Raw genomic sequence first — 15,575 nt, 5'->3', positions numbered from 1 at the left:
TCTCGTTATTGACCAGCACCGGGCTTACCGGGGAATTTTGACTCGACGGCGGACTTGATCGTGCTTTGCACGCCTTGGGCACCGGGCGATGTGCCCTTGTCACTGCCCAGGTTGATGTCCAATTTGCCCTTTGTCTGGATCTTGCTGCTGCCGCTGGAAAACAGGTTGAACGAGCCGCAGGTCAGGTTGATGTCCCCGCCTGCCTTGAGCTCGATCACGCTGTCGCCGCACACCAGGCGAAGACTCTCGCCGGCCTCGATGGTGTAGTGCGTGGCGGCGCTGTCGGACTTGGCACCGCCCACGATCACCGTGTCGTTGTTGCGCACAACCCGCAGGCGATTGCTGCCGATGGTCACCGTCTCGTTATGCCCAATGCTCTTATTCCGGTCATGCCCCACCGAGTGGCTTTCATCCACCTCCACCACGATGTCCTGGTTACGCTCGGCATGGATATACAACTGCTCCAACCCCTTCTTGTCCTCCATGCGGATTTCATTGAAGTTGGCCGGCGTTCCGCCCTTGCTGGAGCGGCTTTTCATGCCGCTTTGGGTGGCGTTCTCCGGCAAGTCGTAGGGCACCGTCTGCTCAGCGTTGTACACCCGCCCGGTGATGATCGGTCGGTCGGGGTCGCCTTCGAGGAAGCTGACGATCACCTCTTGGCCGATGCGTGGAATCTGCATCGAGCCCCAGTTCTTGCCGGCCCAGGATTGCGACACACGAATCCAGCACGAGCTGTTCTCGTTGGATTGGTCGTGGCGGTCCCAGTAGAAATGCACCTTCACGCGGCCGTACTGGTCGGTCCAGATTTCCTCGCCCTTGGGGCCTACCACCAGCGCGGTCTGCGGGCCTTTGACGATAGGACGGTGGGTGTTGGCCAGCGGGCGGAAACTCTGTTGGGCGTCGATGCAGGTCAGGCTGCTTTCGAACTGCGCGGAGCCTGAACCGCCACCGCTTTCCAGGCTTTCTTGCACGACGAAGTAACGGCAACCGACGATCAGGTACTCGCGGTTCTGGTCCTGGCGGCTGAAGCCGGTGAGGCTGAACAGATGGCCCGAGCCCAGGCCGCGCGCATTGCCGCTGAACTCGATCTGTTCATGCAGGGTTTGCAGGGCCTCAATGCGGGTGCGCGCATAGTGTTCGCCGTCGGCGCTTTGCACGTAGGTGCCGGGGTAGTCGTACAGTGGGTAGTCGCCGGCGGTGTGCGGGCGCGGCATGGCCGAGCGCACGTCGATGCTCGCGCTGGGGCGCTGGAAGTCGTAGTCGTTGAGCTCCAGCGAGCCCGGCTGCACCTCCTGCGCCAAGTGCCAATTGTGCATATGGTCGCGTTCGCGCTGCTGCTCGTCCTTGGGGTAGTAGGGGATCGACGCGTAGCCGGGCACGCTGGTGTGGGCGCCATAGGCGTCGGCCAGCACCAGCACATGGCGGTCCTGTTCATGGCGGAAGAAGTAGTAGATGCCTTCCTGTTCCATCAGCCGGCTGACGAAATCGAAGCTGGTCTCGCGGTACTGCACGCAGTACTCCCACTCGCGATACGGCCGGCTGAGCGCGTCTTCGAAGTCGGAAAAACCCAGGTCACGGAACACCTGCTTGATGATCTGCGGGATGCTCAGGTTCTGGAAGATACGGCAGTCGGAGGTCCGGCTGAGCAACCACAGCCAAGGGCGCAGGGTGACTTGGTAACTGGCGAACTGGCCTTTGTCGATGTTCTGGCTGCACCGCGCAACGATCCCGTGGAAATGCCGCTCGCCGCCGTCCGCCAGTTGCAGGCCGACGCTCATCGGTTTACCCAGCAATTGGTTGAGGTCGATGTTGGCGTCCAGGGACGTCAGTTGCAGCTCATAGTTGAACAGCCGGCCCAGCTCTTCACCGCCGCCCATTTCGTTGAGCAGCAGCACATCCGGCCCGAGGGGGCTGTTGATCTTGGCCAGGCGTGAGGCTTGGTTGAATAGCATCGGTAGTCCCGTAAATACCGTCATCACTGACGGAACCGGATCAACTGTGGGAGCTGGCTTGCCTGCGATAGCGGTGGATCAGTCAACATCAATGCTGAATGTCAGACCGCTATCGCAGGCAAGCCAGCTCCCACACTGACCGTATTCCAACAATAGTTATTCGGTGTCGCTGAAGTCGTAGTGCAATTCATTATCCCGACTGCTGATCCGCACCCCCGCCAGTGCCTTGCCTTCCAACATGCGCGTGAGGAATTCGCGGCTCATGTCCGGCAGCAGGCTGTTGGTGAGGATGGTATCGATCATGCGCCCGCCACTTTCGGTTTCGGTGCAGCGCGAGACGATCAGGTCGACCACTGCGTCGTCATACTCGAACGCGACTTTATGGGTGTTCTCCACACGCTTCTTGATGCGGTTCAGTTGCAGGCGTGTGATCGCCTTGAGCATCTCGTCGCTCAGCGGGTAGTACGGGATGGTCACCAGGCGACCGAGCAAGGCCGGTGGGAAAATCTCCAGCAACGGCTGGCGCAGGGCCTTGGCGATTTCCTCGGGCTCGGGGGTGTTCGCCGGGTCCTTGCAGACGTGGGAAATCAGTTCGGTACCGGCATTGGTGGTCAGCAGGATCAGGGTGTTCTTGAAGTCGATCACCCGGCCTTCGCCGTCTTCCATCACGCCCTTGTCGAACACCTGGAAGAAAATCTCGTGCACGTCCGGGTGAGCTTTCTCCACCTCATCGAGCAGCACCACGCTGTAGGGTTTGCGCCGTACCGCTTCGGTCAGCACACCGCCTTCGCCGTAGCCGATATAGCCCGGTGGCGCGCCCTTGAGTGTGGACACGGTGTGGGCTTCCTGGAACTCGCTCATGTTGATGGTGATGACGTTCTGCTCGCCGCCGTACATGGCTTCGGCCAGGGCCAGGGCAGTTTCGGTCTTGCCCACACCCGAGGTACCGGCCAGCATGAACACGCCAATCGGCTTGCTCGGGTTGTCGAGACCGGCGCGGGAGGTCTGGATGCGCTTGGCGATCATTTGCAGGGCATGGTCCTGGCCGATGATGCGTTTCTTCAGGTGCTGGTCGAGGTTGAGCACGGTTTCCAGTTCGTTGCGGGCCATGCGGCCCACCGGGATGCCGGTCCAGTCGGCGACCACCGAGGCCACGGCCTGGTAATCCACGGTCGGCAGGATCAACGGGGTCTCGCCTTGCAGGGCGGTGAGGCGCTGTTGCAGATCGACCAGTTTTGCACGCAGTTCATCGTTGCCGCTGTCCACAACCCCGGCCTTCTCGCGCAGGGTTGCGCGGGTGGCGAGCAGCTCATCCACCAGGGTTTTCTCTTCGGCCCAACGGCTTTCCAGCGTGGTCAGACGCTCACGTTCGGCGGTCAGCAGCGCTTCGCTATGGGTTTGACGCGCTCCAATGGCAATGCCGATCGCATGCTCACGGGCGATGATTTGCAGCTCGGTTTCCAGGGCTTCGATACGGCGACGGCTGTCGTCCACTTCCGCGGGGACCGCGTGCAGGCTGATGGCGACGCGGGCGCAGGCGGTGTCCAGCAGGCTCACGGACTTGTCCGGCAACTGGCGCGCCGGAATGTAGCGGTGGGAGAGCTTCACCGAGGCTTCCAGAGCTTCGTCGAGGATCTGCACCTGGTGGTGTTTTTCCATTGTGGAAGCCACGCCGCGCATCATCAGCAGGGCCTTGTCTTCCGACGGCTCGGCAACCTGTACCACCTGGAAACGGCGGGTCAGGGCCGGGTCTTTCTCTATGTGCTTTTTGTACTCGGCCCACGTGGTGGCAGCCACGGTACGCAAGGTGCCACGGGCCAGGGCAGGCTTGAGCAGGTTGGCCGCGTCACCGGTGCCGGCGGCGCCACCGGCACCTACCAGGGTATGGGCTTCGTCGATAAACAGGATGATCGGCTTGGGTGAAGCCTGCACGTCTTCGATGACCTGGCGCAGGCGCTGTTCGAACTCGCCTTTCATGCTGGCGCCGGCTTGCAACAGGCCCACGTCGAGGCTGCGCAGTTCCACGTCCTTGAGCGCAGGCGGTACGTCACCGGCGACGATACGCAGGGCGAAACCTTCGACCACGGCGGTCTTGCCCACCCCGGCCTCACCAGTGAGGATCGGGTTGTTCTGGCGCCGACGCATGAGGATATCCACCAGTTGGCGAATCTCCTCGTCACGGCCCACGATTGGGTCGAGCTTGCCGCTGCGGGCCTGTTCGGTCAGGTCCACAGTGAAGCGCTTGAGCGCTTCCTGCTTGCCCATCGCGCTGGGCGCCATGGCACCGCTGGCCTCGCCAGGGACGCCGGCATTGAAGCCATCGCTGGCGCTCAAGGCATTTTCTGGCGAGTCACCGACGTATTCATCAAAGCGCTCGCTCAGGGCCTCGGCCTTGATCTTGTCGAACTCGCCGGACAAACCCAGCAGCGCATGGCGCAGGCTCGGTGTCTTCAAGATGCCCAGCACCAGATAACCGGTGCGAACCTGGCTTTCACCGAACATCAGGCTGCCATACACCCAGCCGCGTTCCACGGCTTCTTCCACGTGGGACGACAGGTCGGTGATCGACGTCGAGCCACGCGGCAGGCGATCCAGGGCTTCGGTGAGGTCACGGGCCAGGCGCGCCGGCTCCACGTTGAACTGGCGGATGATGCGGTGCAGGTCCGAGTCCTGCAGTTGCAGCAACTGGTGAAACCAGTGGGCCAGTTCCACATACGGATTGCCCCGCAACTTGCAGAACACGGTGGCGGCTTCGATGGCTTTGTAGGCCACGCTGTTGAGTTTGCCGAACAGTGCGGCGCGACTGATTTCACCCATGCTCTGGATTCCTTGAGGTGGTGGCGTGGTCGGCGTAATGCCGGGCCAGGATTAGGTCGTTGGCGTCATGCGCAGGTTGGCCGAGCCAGGTGTTGAAGCCCAGGCGGAACTGGCCGTTGAGTTGCAGCGCCGGAACTTCGGGTTGTTGCAAAACCAGGTTCAAGTCCCAGTCCATTTCATGGCCCAGGTACTCGGCCACCCACGCCACCAGCTCGTTGAACGGCTGTTGGCCGGGCAGCATGCCCATGTAGTCATCCAGCGTGAGCGGGCCCAGGCGGATGCGGAATTTGTGCTGGCGGTCCCACACGTGGCTACCCAGGCAGAAGTCCACGCCCAACTGGTTGGCGCTGACCCCCACGCGGCTGCGTTCGGGCAGTTCCAGCCATTGGCCGACGTATTCCTCGATCTCTACCGGCAGGCCGAAGTACTCGCTGAGGATCGCTTTCAAGCCATCCGGGTAACGGGTTTGCGCCGACAGATGGCCGCTGTAATGCAGCTTCGCGGTATCGGGGATCAGCCCTTGATTGAGCAGGCTCGGCATCCCGCGGCCACTCAGGGCGGCGAGGCGGGCGGACCAGTAGTCATCGTCCGGGCGGTCATGGCTGACCGTTGGCCGCGCCTCGGCCCAGGCCCGATAGAACAGGGTCAGCAAGCGATGGTGGAACACATCCAGGAACTGCTTGCTGGTGCTGTCGGCGTTGTTGCGTTGGCGCTCGCGCACGTACTCGGTGATGTGCAGCGGCAGCGGCCCGTTGGGGCCGCCGAGGCCGAAAAAGAACTGCTCCAACCGCGCCGGCTTGCCGTCGCCACCGGGGTCGACCGAGGCGAGGGTGGCGGGTGCGAAGGTGCAATCGGCCTGCTGCCCCAGGCGCAGCGGGTCATCGGCCAGGCGTAGGGAATGGCCCAGGCGTGGCAGCTCGGGCGTTTCGCACTCGATGCGCCGCAATGCCTGGAAGAAGTCATATTCCCAGGGCTCCTGGTGCATCGCGTCCAGGGTTCTCACAGGGTCGGACGCCGTCCGGGCTTGGCTTTCCATCGCATGATCTCGCCGCGTTCGGTGGTACGGATTACCGTCTCGGTAAAGCTGTTGATCGACACGTAGCGTGCCAGGAAGCGCTCCAGCACTGCACCGAGCAGGAACACGCCGGTGCCGCGAAACGCGTTTTCATCGAACTCCAAGGTGATTTCCAGGCCGCGGCCAAACACAATCGGGCCAGGCATCGGCAGGCGTCGAGTCACCGCCTTGCTGCTGACTTCGCGCAGGCCTTCGATCTGCAATTGCAGGGCGGCGTCATTGCTGTCGCCGTACAGGCGCAGCAGTTCGCGCAAGGCGCCGGCGCCCTGGCCCTCTTCGCTCAAGGACAGGTAGTTGAGCGACAACTGGCTGATCAGGCGCCAGGCCTTGGCGTCATGCGCATGGCTGGCACGCGGGCGGCTTGGCCCGGCGACGCACCGCACGGCCAGTACCGGTGCACTGTCGGCCAGGGTGAAGTCGGTCTTGCCGTTGCCCACGCTCATGAACAGCGGCAGGTCCCGGTTGGTGCACAGTGCCGTCACGCCCAACTGGCGCAGGTCATGGCGATACGGCGCCTGGCGGCTGTCCACCAGGCTGACGAAGGTTTCACTGCCCACATAAGTGGAGCGCGGGCCATTGCGGCGCTGATCGCTGGACAGCACACGCGGCTCGCGGCGCACGCTGTAATACGCTTGGTCGCGGCCATAGCGCGACGGATCGCGCACCGCATAGAACGGCAAGAACGGCTGCTCCGGTCCGGTGCCATGGCCAGTAATGCCGCTCAAGGAGTGAATCTCGAAATCCATCGGCCGCGTACGGTCGGCGATCACGTGATGTTCATTGACCCGGTCGGACAAATGGATGCGGTCCACGCGCTTGGGGAACAGGTTGATGGCGGGCGTGCAGAACGGCAAGAACTGCGCCGCGCCGACACTGCCTTCCAGGCTCGGTTCGTGGCGGTCGAACAGCACGATCAGTTCCAGCTCCTGGCCGTCACACCGTTTGACCGCACGGCTCAACTCGGCGAACTCAACGAACAGGAAGCGATGGGGCAGGGCAAAGTATTCCTGCAACAGGCGATAGCCCTGGAACGCCCGCGCCACCACCGGCATGGCCGCATCGGCATCATCGAACCCCCGCGAGCGCAACGCGCCCTGGGGCAGGCGCTCGACCCAATCGCCACCGGGCTGGCGTGCAAACACCGCGCAGGCATTGCCCAGCAGTTGTTCGTAGAGGCGAAACGGTTGTTCATCAGCGCCGCTCAGGTACAGCGGCAAGGTATCCAGGTCGAGGCTGTTGAACGGCAGCTCGGCACCGGTGCGCAGGGTCAGGCGCAGGCCGGCCTTGGCTTTCGGTTCGCTGGCGGCCAGGCGCCCGAGCACGGCGGCGGGATTGCCGAAATATTCGGCGTTGCTGACCTGCAACGGCCACAGCGTCACCGGGTGCGCGGTGCGGTACTCGCAGCAGGTCTGGGTTTCACGACCCAGGGCGGCACGCAGCACCGTGTCACGGGGTAGCGGGAAACCGCCGGCCAGGGAGCCTTCATCGGGGTCGGTCTGCAATTGCACTACGGTCATCGACGGCGTCGGTGCCAGGTAGTGCGGGTAGGCGATTTCCAGCAAGTTGTGGGTGAAGGTCGGGTACTCGGCGTCGAGCTTGAGCTGCACGCGGGCCGTGAGATAGGCGAAGCCTTCAAGCAAGCGTTCGACGTACGGGTCGGCGCAGTCCATACCGGACAGGGTCAGCCGACTGGCGATCTTCGGGTATTCCTTGGCGAACTCGGCGGCGCTTTCGCGCACGTGGTGCAATTCCTGGTTGTACAGCTCCAGCAGGCGCGGGTTCATGGGCGTCTCCGCTGGTCGGCATTGAGCACGCGCACATGGCCGGACTCCAGGTCCACGTCGGTCTGCAACAGCAAACGCAACGGCACCGGCTGTGCCCACAGGTCGCCTTCAATTTCGAAACTCAGGGCGTTGTGATTCATCTCGCCATGGCCCATGCGCGCCTTGACTCGTAATGTGTGGCGCAAAATACGCGGCTCGAAAGTGGCGATGGCCTGGTAAATCAAGGCTTCCAGGGCTTTGATATCGACGCCCGAAGCGCTGTTGCCCGCCAGTGCCGGCAGGCCGTAATTGACCACCGAAGTGCCGGCCGGGGTGTGCAGCGTGGCATCGGTATCGAGTAACGAGGTGGTGTTAAGCAACCACGCCAGGTCACGCAGCACCGAGGCCTTCAATTGGGTCAGGGACAGCACGCGTTTGTCGGCGCTTTCCTTGGGGTTGGTCGGGTCGTCGTCGGTCAACCGGTCCAGCAGGGACGGTTGCAGACGGTCGCGGGAAGCGATTTCAGTTACCACCAAAGCAGCTCCACGGACGGGTGCGAGAGGGACACAATGGCCGTGGCACCGGGCCACGGCCACAAGGGCTATCAGCGTTTGGTGTTGGAACGGATGTTCCAGCCAAACTTGATGGCGCCGCCGTCTTTGGTGCCGTCGGCTTTCTGCGGCTGGTAGTCGACCATCACTTGGGCAAAGTTCAGGGTGACGTTTTCGGTCAGGCGATCATCGCTGCCCGAACCGCCGGTGCTCAAGGAGGTGACCAGCACTTCTTCCAGGTTGATCACCATGTACTCGACCTGGCTCTCGCCACCGGCCTTGCGCACGGTCAGCTTGACCTTGTCGATGTGCTTGCCGCTGGCGCAGTGCATCATCAGGTTGGGCGAAGCCTTGTCGACGTACTTGGTCAACGACAGGTCCTGGATATTCACCTTGCCCGCGCCGCCGCCGCCGCCGACGTGCATGTTGCCGGACTGGGACATGCCCCAGCTCCAGTTCAACACATCGATTTCGTCCTTGTGGGCCTTGTCCATGGACTCGCCCTTGATGTCGCCGATCTTGATGAAAATATCAACAGCCATGTTTTCTCCCTGTGTGGCCCATGCCACTTGATTGGGTGATCGTTCCCACGCTCTGCGTGGTAACGCATCCTGTGACGCTACGCGTCACCGGGACGCAGAGCGTCCCGGGCGGCATTCCCACGCGGAGCGTGGGAACGAGCTAGCTCAACCGTTACTTATGCGCTTTTTGCCGAAGGCAGTTTCGATACCAGGCGCAACGACACCGTCAGCCCTTCAAGCTGATAGTGCGGGCGCAGGTAGAACTTGGAGTTGTAATACCCCGGGTTGCCTTCGACTTCTTCCACGATCACTTCGGCCGCCGCCAACGGGTGCTGGGCCTTGGTGGTTTCGGTGGAGTGCGCCGGGTCGCCGTCGACGTAGTTGAGGATCCAGTCCTGCAACCAGCGCTGCATTTCGTCCTTCTCTTTGAAGGAGCCGACCTTGTCGCGCACGATGCACTTCAAGTAGTGGGCGAAACGGCAGGTGGCGAACAGGTACGGCAGGCGTGCGGCCAGGTTGGCGTTGGCGGTGGCGTCCGGGTCGTCGTATTCGGCAGGTTTCTGCAGCGACTGGGCGCCAATGAACGCGGCGAAGTCGGTGTTTTTCTTGTGCAGCAGCGGCATGAAACCGTTCTTCGCCAGTTCCGCTTCACGGCGGTCACTGATGGCGATTTCGGTCGGGCACTTCATGTCCACGCCACCGTCATCGGTAGGGAACGTGTGGGCCGGCAGGTTTTCCACTTCACCACCAGACTCGATGCCGCGGATGCGCGAGCACCAGCCGTAGTGCTTGAACGAACGGTTGATGTTCACTGCCATGGCGTAGGCGGCGTTGGCCCAGGTGTACTTGGAACTGTCGGCGCCGTCGGTGTTTTCTTCGAAAGCGAAGGCTTCCACCGGGTCGGTCTTGGCGCCGTACGGCAGGCGTGCCAGGAAGCGCGGCATGGTCAGGCCGATGTAGCGCGAGTCTTCCGATTCACGCAGCGAGCGCCAGCCGGCGTATTCCGGGGTGGTGAAGATCTTGGTCAGGTCGCGTGGGTTCGACAGTTCCTGCCACGAACCCATGCCCATCACGGTCGGCGAGGCCGCAGCGATGAAAGGCGAGTGCATGGCGGCGCAGACTTTCGACAGCTCGCCCAGCAGTTCCACGTCGGGCGGCGACTGGTCGAAGTAGTAGTCACCCACCAGGCAGCCGTAAGGTTCGCCACCGAACTGGCCGTATTCTTCTTCGTACATCTTCTTGAAGATCGGGCTCTGGTCCCACGCAGTGCCCTTGAATTTCTTCAGGGTCTTGTGCAGGTCTGGCTTGGAGATGTTGAGCACGCGAATCTTCAGTTGCTCATCGCTCTCGGTGTTATTGACCAGATAATGCAGGCCACGCCAGGCGCTTTCCAGTTGTTGGAAATCCTGGTGGTGGATGATCTGGTTGACCTGGGCGGTGAGCTTGGCGTCGATGGCGGCGATGATCGATTCGATCGACTTGATCGCGTCGTTGGACACCAGGTCGGTTTGCGCCAGGGCCTGTTCAGCCAGGGTGCGCACCGCGGTTTCAACGGCTTCGCGGGCACGCTCGGTCTTGGGCTTGAATTCTTGCAGCAGCAGGTTCGCGAACTCGCTGGCTTCTTCGGTGGTACCCAGGATCTGGCTGCCTTCGCGGGCGGTATTGTCCGTCATGATTACTGCTCCCCTGCAGGCTTGGGCGCGCTGGCAAGTGCCTGAAGCAATGCCGGGTCCTTGATCGCCTTCATGATGATTTCTTCAGCGCCAGTCTTGCCGTCCATGTAGGTCAGCAGGTTGGCCAATTGGGTGCGGGCTTCGAGCAGCTGGTTCAGCGAGTCGACCTTGCGGGCCACGGCGGCCGGGCTGAAGTCGTCCATGCTTTCGAAGGTGATGTCCAGGCTCAGGTTGCCTTCGCCTGTCAGCTCATTGGGTACGTGGAACGCGACGCGTGGCTGCATGGCCTTGAGGCGTGAGTCGAAGTTGTCGACGTCCACCTCAAGGAACTTGCGGTCGGCCACGGGTGCCAGCGGCTCGGCAGGCTTGCCGGCGAGGTCGGCCATCACGCCCATCACGAAGGGCAGCTGGACCTTTTTCTCGGCGCCGTAAAGCTCGACGTCGTACTCGATCTGCACTCGAGGCGCACGGTTGCGCGCGATGAATTTCTGAGAACTTTGCTTCGCCACGTTGCTGCTCCTGGTCGCTTGAGCGACGGTGTTGTTACTGCACGGTCCGGCGGCTTACTCGCTGTCGGGGCCGCGCAGGTTTTCAAATTGGGACATGCCATCGGGAATCAGATTGCGAACGATGGCCGCAAAGTCGGCATGTACCAGATTCTTGGCTCGGTTCAACAGCACCGGCAGCGGGCTCGAAGGCTCGTGGCGGGTGTAGTACGCAAGGATTTTGTCGAGGCTGCGCAGCACATCGTCGCGGGTGGCGATGTCGCCCGTCGGGCGAGGGGCTGCGGGCGCGGCGGCGTCGACCGAGGGGGCATTGTCTTCACTGACGGCCTCGGGATCGCTGCTGCTGTCGGTGCCTGGCACCGCTTGATTGAGAAGTTGCAGGGCCTGTTTGAGCGGCTGCTTCAAGGCGCTGAGGTCCACGCCCTGGGCGGAACCGACTTGGTCATTGACCTGTTGCTCAATGGCCTCGCACGCCGTGCGCGCCGCGCTCAAGGCGTCGCGGGTGGCTTGCAGTTGTTCGGGGTCGCTGTCCAGGAACGCGGCGTTGAGTTGCTGGTTGCCCAACTGCTCATCGGCAAAACTCTGCAGGCCGCTGGCGTTGAGCGCGGCGCGCAGGCTCACGAGCCCGAAGGTGCGCGAGCGTGTCAGGATGCTTTCGCGCAGCAGCCGAATATTGGTTTCGCAGGTCAGGCCGGTAAGGGCGTTGATGCGCACGGTGGGGTCGTTGTCATCGTCGGCATCCAGGCGCGGGTGCAGATCGGCCCAGTATTGGCGCAGCAAGGCGTTGATCAGCGTGAGGACTTCGGCCAGCCCGGCCACACCCTGGAGGGCGAGGGTGCTTTGCAGCAGAAAGTGGGTGATGCGCAGGTCTTTGCTGCGCTGCAACAGGTCGAGGCTTTGCTGCTGGATGCTGCGCCACTCGGGCGGCTCAGCGGGCAGGATCGAGTCGCCCATGCTGCGTTCGGGTTGGCCCTTGGCATCACGTTCCAATTGCAGAAATTGCGCGTCATATTCCATGTCCTCGCCACAAGGCGACGTCGCGGAAACGGCGGTGAGCAGCAACGGCACATCCACTGAATTCGATCTCCTTATCGGCCCGCTGGATGGCGGGCAATTCATGCACTAGTTGCGTAATGAACTTTGCATGTTTTCTTGGTCATACACTCAGCGCGCCACTACCGTGCCATCACTGATGTTCAAGAAGTTGTGCATTTTTGGTGTAGTACTTATGGCTTGTCAAGGTAAGCTATTCGCCCTCTGTGACAGATGTGCGGTGTTTAACAACCTGCGCGACTGGCGAGTCGAAAGGCGCGCCCAGAGCGGATTTTTGTCATGGAAGCCAGTTAAGATCAGCGATCATGCTGGTAAAAGCAGATTTTGGCGGTCGTTTGTACGACAGGACGGGACTCTCCAGGGCGGTGCTGCCTCCTGGGTAGACTGCGCGCGATGTATCAGCAAGGAGGCAAGATGTCGCTGTGTTTGACTATCACTAGTTATCACAAGATCACCCCTGGGCAATGCCCCGAAAAGTCCATGGATCAGGGCGTGATGGCTATTGGCCGCAGTTCTGACAATGACTGGGTATTGCCCGACCCTGAGCGTCTCGTCTCTTCGCAACATTGCGTTATTCAATACAAAGATGGCCGTTATTACTTGACCGATAACAGCACCAATGGTGTGGAGTTGGTCAAGGCGGGTATTCGTATGCGTCGGGGTAACAGCGAGCCGTTGCAAGATGGTGAGTTGATCCGCATCGGCGATTACGAAATCCAGGCGCGTATCGACTTCAACGTGCAGGCCATCGACAGCCAGCCATTTGCCGGTGACTCACCCAACAGCTTTGAAGCGCTGATGGGCGCCGTGGCGAGCCAACCTGCGCCCACACCGATGATCGCGCCGCAGTTCCAGGGCGCCTCGGCTATGGAAACCTTGCCAGACCTGTTCGACTTCCTCAGCCCCACCGCCGTGCCGCCGCCCACCGTGGCGGACCATGTGCCGTCCGAGCAACACGATTTTCGCCCCCCGGCTCCAGTGGCCGTACCGGCGCCCGAAAAGCCATTGGTGCAAGGCTCGGTGATTCCCGAAGACTGGGACCTGTTCAGCGACGCGCCCGCACCCGTCGTCAATGCTGCGCCCGCCCCAGCACCGATCCTCCCGCCGCCGCCCGTGGTCGAGCCTGTTGCGCTCCCCGTGGCCAATGCCGAGCCACCACCGGACCTCCTGCAAGCCTTCCTGCGCGGTGCGGGCCTGGACCAGTTGCGCCTGGACAAAGCCGACGCCTGCGCGCAGATGGAAAGCATCGGCCGCAGCTACCGGCTGATGGTCGAGGGCCTGATCGACGTATTGCGCGCCCGTGCCAGCCTCAAGGGCGAGTTCCGCATGCAGCAGACAATGATCCGCCCCGCCGAAAACAACCCATTGAAATTCGCCCCGAATGCCGATGAAGCGTTACTGCTGTTGCTGCGTCATGGCAACCAGGCGTTCATGGCGCCGGACCTCGCCGTACGTGACAGTTTCGACGACCTGCGCGCCCACCAGTTGGCCGTGATGGCTGGCGTGGAAGCGGCGATCAAGCACCTGCTCACGCGCTTTGAACCGGCGCAGTTGGAGGAGCGCATGGGCAAACCCGGCGGCCTCTCCAGTCTCTTTAATGGTTCGCGCCAGGCCCAGTACTGGCAGCAGTTCACCGAGCTCTACAGCAACATTTCCCGCGAGGCCCAGGACGATTTCCAGGACTTGTTCGGTCGTGAATTCAGCCGGGCCTACGAAGAACACAGTGCACGACAGCGACGCTGAAAACGCCTCGCACCAATGGATAAAACGGATAGCTAAATACGTCATTGAGGACGCAGGATGATTCCCAGGTTTTTACTCGCAGCCGCCACCGCGCTGCTGCTGACGGCGTGTGCCAACGACACTGCCAAACCCCAGGCGGCTGCCGAGGCTGAAGCTGACACGGCCGCCGTTGAGCTGCATTTTCACGCGATTGCCGGGCTTAACCCTGGTGCCAACGGCCAGGCCGCGCCGGTGCGGGTGCGCATTTTCGAATTGAAAAACGCCGCGACCTTTTCACGCTCCGATTACTTCGCCCTGGCTGACCGTGCGCAATCCACCCTCGGCCTCGACCTGCTGGACCAGGACGAAGTGATGGTGCAGCCCGGCCAACAACTGAGCCTGCAGCGCGATCTCGACCCGTCCACGCGCCAGATCGGCTTGCTGGTGGGCTACCGCGAGTTGGACCGTGCGCAATGGCGCACGGTCATCAACGTGCCGCCGCGCCAATACAGCGAATACCAGATCAGCCTCGACGTGCATGCCGTGCGCGCCGACGTCGTGGCTTCCCCATCCAGCCCAGCCCAATAACAAGCAATCGGAGCCCCCATGTCCTGGAACAATCGCGTGGTCTGGTCGGAAGGCATGTTCATCGGAACGCAGCACTTCCAGCAGCATGACCGTTACCTGGAAAACCTGATCGACGCCCGCAGCCGCCCGTTGTCGGCGGGTGCCTGGGGATTCTCCGAGCTGCTGATCGACCAGGGCCTGCTGGCCCAGGGCAAGCTGGCGATCGTGTCGGCCTGCGGCCTGTTGCCCGATGGCACGCCGTTCAATATTCCCCAGGACGACCTGGCGCCGAGCCCGTTGAATATCGACGACAACCTGCGCGACGGCCTGGTTTACCTGGCCCTGCCGCTCAAGCGTGCCGGCGCCCGTGACACGGTGGACGAGGGCGAGGCCCTGGAAGCCGCGCGCTACGTGAGCCAGGTGCGTGAAGTGCGCGACGACAACGCCCCGTTCGAAAACCGTGCACCGGTGGCCGTGGGGTCGCGGGCGTTGCGCCTGCTGACGGCGCAGGACGGCATCAGCGACTACGCGGCCATCGGCCTGGTACGCATCAAGGAAAAGCGTGCCGACCGTGCGTTGGTGCTCGATGACACTTACATCCCGCCCGTGCTGGACGTGGCCGCGAGCAAACCGCTGACGGCCTTTCGCAGTGAACTGCTGGGCCTGTTGCACCAGCGTGGCGAAGCCCTGGCCGGCCGCGTGGTGGCCTCGGGCGCCGGTGGTGCCTCGGAGATCGCCGACTTCATGCTGCTGCAACTGGTCAACCGCGCCCAGCCGCTGATCCAGCACTTCAGCCAGTTGAGCCCGTTGCACCCGGAGCGCTTCTTCAGCGAACTGGTCAGCCTGGCCGGTGAGTTTTCCACCTTCTCAACCTCCAGCCGTCGCCCCCAGGAATACCCGCAGTACCAGCACGATGACTTGGCCCTGAGCTTCATGCCGGTGATGGCGGCCTTGCGTGAGGCGCTGTCGATGCTCATCGACAGCAAGGCCACGCCGATCCCGATTGTGGAGAAAGCCTACGGCATCCATGTGGCGATGTTGGCCGACAAGACCCTGCTCGACAACGCCAGTTTCATCCTCGTGGTACGCGCCGATGTGCCCGGCGAAACCCTGCGTGCGCGTTTCGGCCAGCAGAGCAAGGTCGGCTCGGTGGAGCACATCCGCGACATGGTCAACCTGCAACTGCCGGGCATCGGCCTGCAGCCGTTGCCGGTGGCGCCGCGCCAATTGCCTTACCACGCCGGCAGCACCTACTACGAGCTGGACCGTGGCAGCGAGCACTGGCAGCAGCTGAATAATTCCGGCGGTTTCGCCTTCCATATCGCCGGGCAGTTCCCGGGCTTGAACCTGGCCTTCTGGGCGATCCGAGGATAAT

The 15,575-nt window shown here is 62.5% G+C and carries 12 protein-coding genes; 3 read left to right on the top strand and 9 right to left on the bottom strand.

Annotation, left to right across the window (positions count from 1 at the left end):
- Window positions 1-5: 5 nt before the first annotated feature.
- The 9 genes from GIW79_RS03085 to tssA form a co-directional block, all read right to left on the bottom strand.
- Window positions 6-1,952, bottom strand: a complete 1,947-nt coding sequence (locus tag GIW79_RS03085) for a type VI secretion system Vgr family protein (protein WP_198715875.1) — start codon at window positions 1,950-1,952, stop codon at window positions 6-8.
- Window positions 1,953-2,108: 156 nt separating this feature from the next.
- A complete protein-coding gene (gene tssH / locus GIW79_RS03080; RefSeq protein WP_072445651.1) occupies window positions 2,109-4,769 on the bottom strand; it encodes a type VI secretion system ATPase TssH in 2,661 nt (886 codons plus the stop codon).
- Window positions 4,762-5,805 carry a type VI secretion system baseplate subunit TssG gene (gene tssG / locus GIW79_RS03075; RefSeq protein WP_054919762.1) on the bottom strand — a complete coding sequence of 348 codons (1,044 nt, stop codon included), beginning with the start codon at window positions 5,803-5,805 and terminating at the stop codon, window positions 4,762-4,764. Before tssG ends, tssH begins: the two co-directional genes overlap by 8 nt.
- Window positions 5,769-7,628, bottom strand: coding sequence for a type VI secretion system baseplate subunit TssF (gene tssF / locus GIW79_RS03070; RefSeq protein WP_054919759.1), 1,860 nt, complete (start codon window positions 7,626-7,628; stop codon window positions 5,769-5,771). Before tssF ends, tssG begins: the two co-directional genes overlap by 37 nt.
- Window positions 7,625-8,140 (bottom strand): type VI secretion system baseplate subunit TssE, encoded by a 516-nt coding sequence (tssE, locus tag GIW79_RS03065; protein WP_072445715.1) that lies wholly within the window; start codon window positions 8,138-8,140, stop codon window positions 7,625-7,627. Before tssE ends, tssF begins: the two co-directional genes overlap by 4 nt.
- Before the next feature lie 71 nt (window positions 8,141-8,211).
- A complete protein-coding gene (locus GIW79_RS03060) occupies window positions 8,212-8,700 on the bottom strand; it encodes an Hcp family type VI secretion system effector (RefSeq protein WP_003195562.1) in 489 nt (162 codons plus the stop codon).
- Window positions 8,701-8,855: 155 nt separating this feature from the next.
- Complete coding sequence (tssC, locus tag GIW79_RS03055) at window positions 8,856-10,352, bottom strand: type VI secretion system contractile sheath large subunit (protein WP_003195559.1); 1,497 nt, start codon at window positions 10,350-10,352, stop codon at window positions 8,856-8,858.
- Between the two features lie 2 nt (window positions 10,353-10,354).
- The gene (tssB, locus tag GIW79_RS03050) at window positions 10,355-10,861 is read right to left on the bottom strand and encodes a type VI secretion system contractile sheath small subunit (protein WP_003195557.1); all 507 of its coding nucleotides are present in this window, start codon (window positions 10,859-10,861) and stop codon (window positions 10,355-10,357) included.
- A 54-nt stretch (window positions 10,862-10,915) separates the two neighbouring features.
- The gene (tssA, locus tag GIW79_RS03045) at window positions 10,916-11,932 is read right to left on the bottom strand and encodes a type VI secretion system protein TssA (protein ID WP_236452631.1); all 1,017 of its coding nucleotides are present in this window, start codon (window positions 11,930-11,932) and stop codon (window positions 10,916-10,918) included.
- 393 nt (window positions 11,933-12,325) lie between these two features.
- Between tssA and tagH the strand changes: the two genes are divergently transcribed.
- The 3 genes from tagH to tssK are packed head-to-tail and all read left to right on the top strand — an operon-like array spanning window position 12,326 to window position 15,574.
- Window positions 12,326-13,654 carry a type VI secretion system-associated FHA domain protein TagH gene (gene tagH / locus GIW79_RS03040; protein WP_054919755.1) on the top strand — a complete coding sequence of 443 codons (1,329 nt, stop codon included), beginning with the start codon at window positions 12,326-12,328 and terminating at the stop codon, window positions 13,652-13,654.
- A gap of 57 nt (window positions 13,655-13,711) precedes the next feature.
- Complete coding sequence (gene tssJ / locus GIW79_RS03035) at window positions 13,712-14,221, top strand: type VI secretion system lipoprotein TssJ (RefSeq protein WP_019818127.1); 510 nt, start codon at window positions 13,712-13,714, stop codon at window positions 14,219-14,221.
- 18 nt (window positions 14,222-14,239) lie between these two features.
- On the top strand, window positions 14,240-15,574 hold the full coding sequence (gene tssK / locus GIW79_RS03030; protein WP_236452629.1) for a type VI secretion system baseplate subunit TssK: 1,335 nt from the start codon (window positions 14,240-14,242) through the stop codon (window positions 15,572-15,574).
- The last annotated feature ends 1 nt before the right edge of the window (window position 15,575 follow it).

The sequence above is a fragment of the Pseudomonas sp. PA-7-1E genome (assembly GCF_021605325.1).
Taxonomy (GTDB): Bacteria; Pseudomonadota; Gammaproteobacteria; order Pseudomonadales; family Pseudomonadaceae; genus Aquipseudomonas; species Aquipseudomonas fluorescens_BV.
This window is presented reverse-complemented; position numbering and strand designations above follow the sequence as displayed.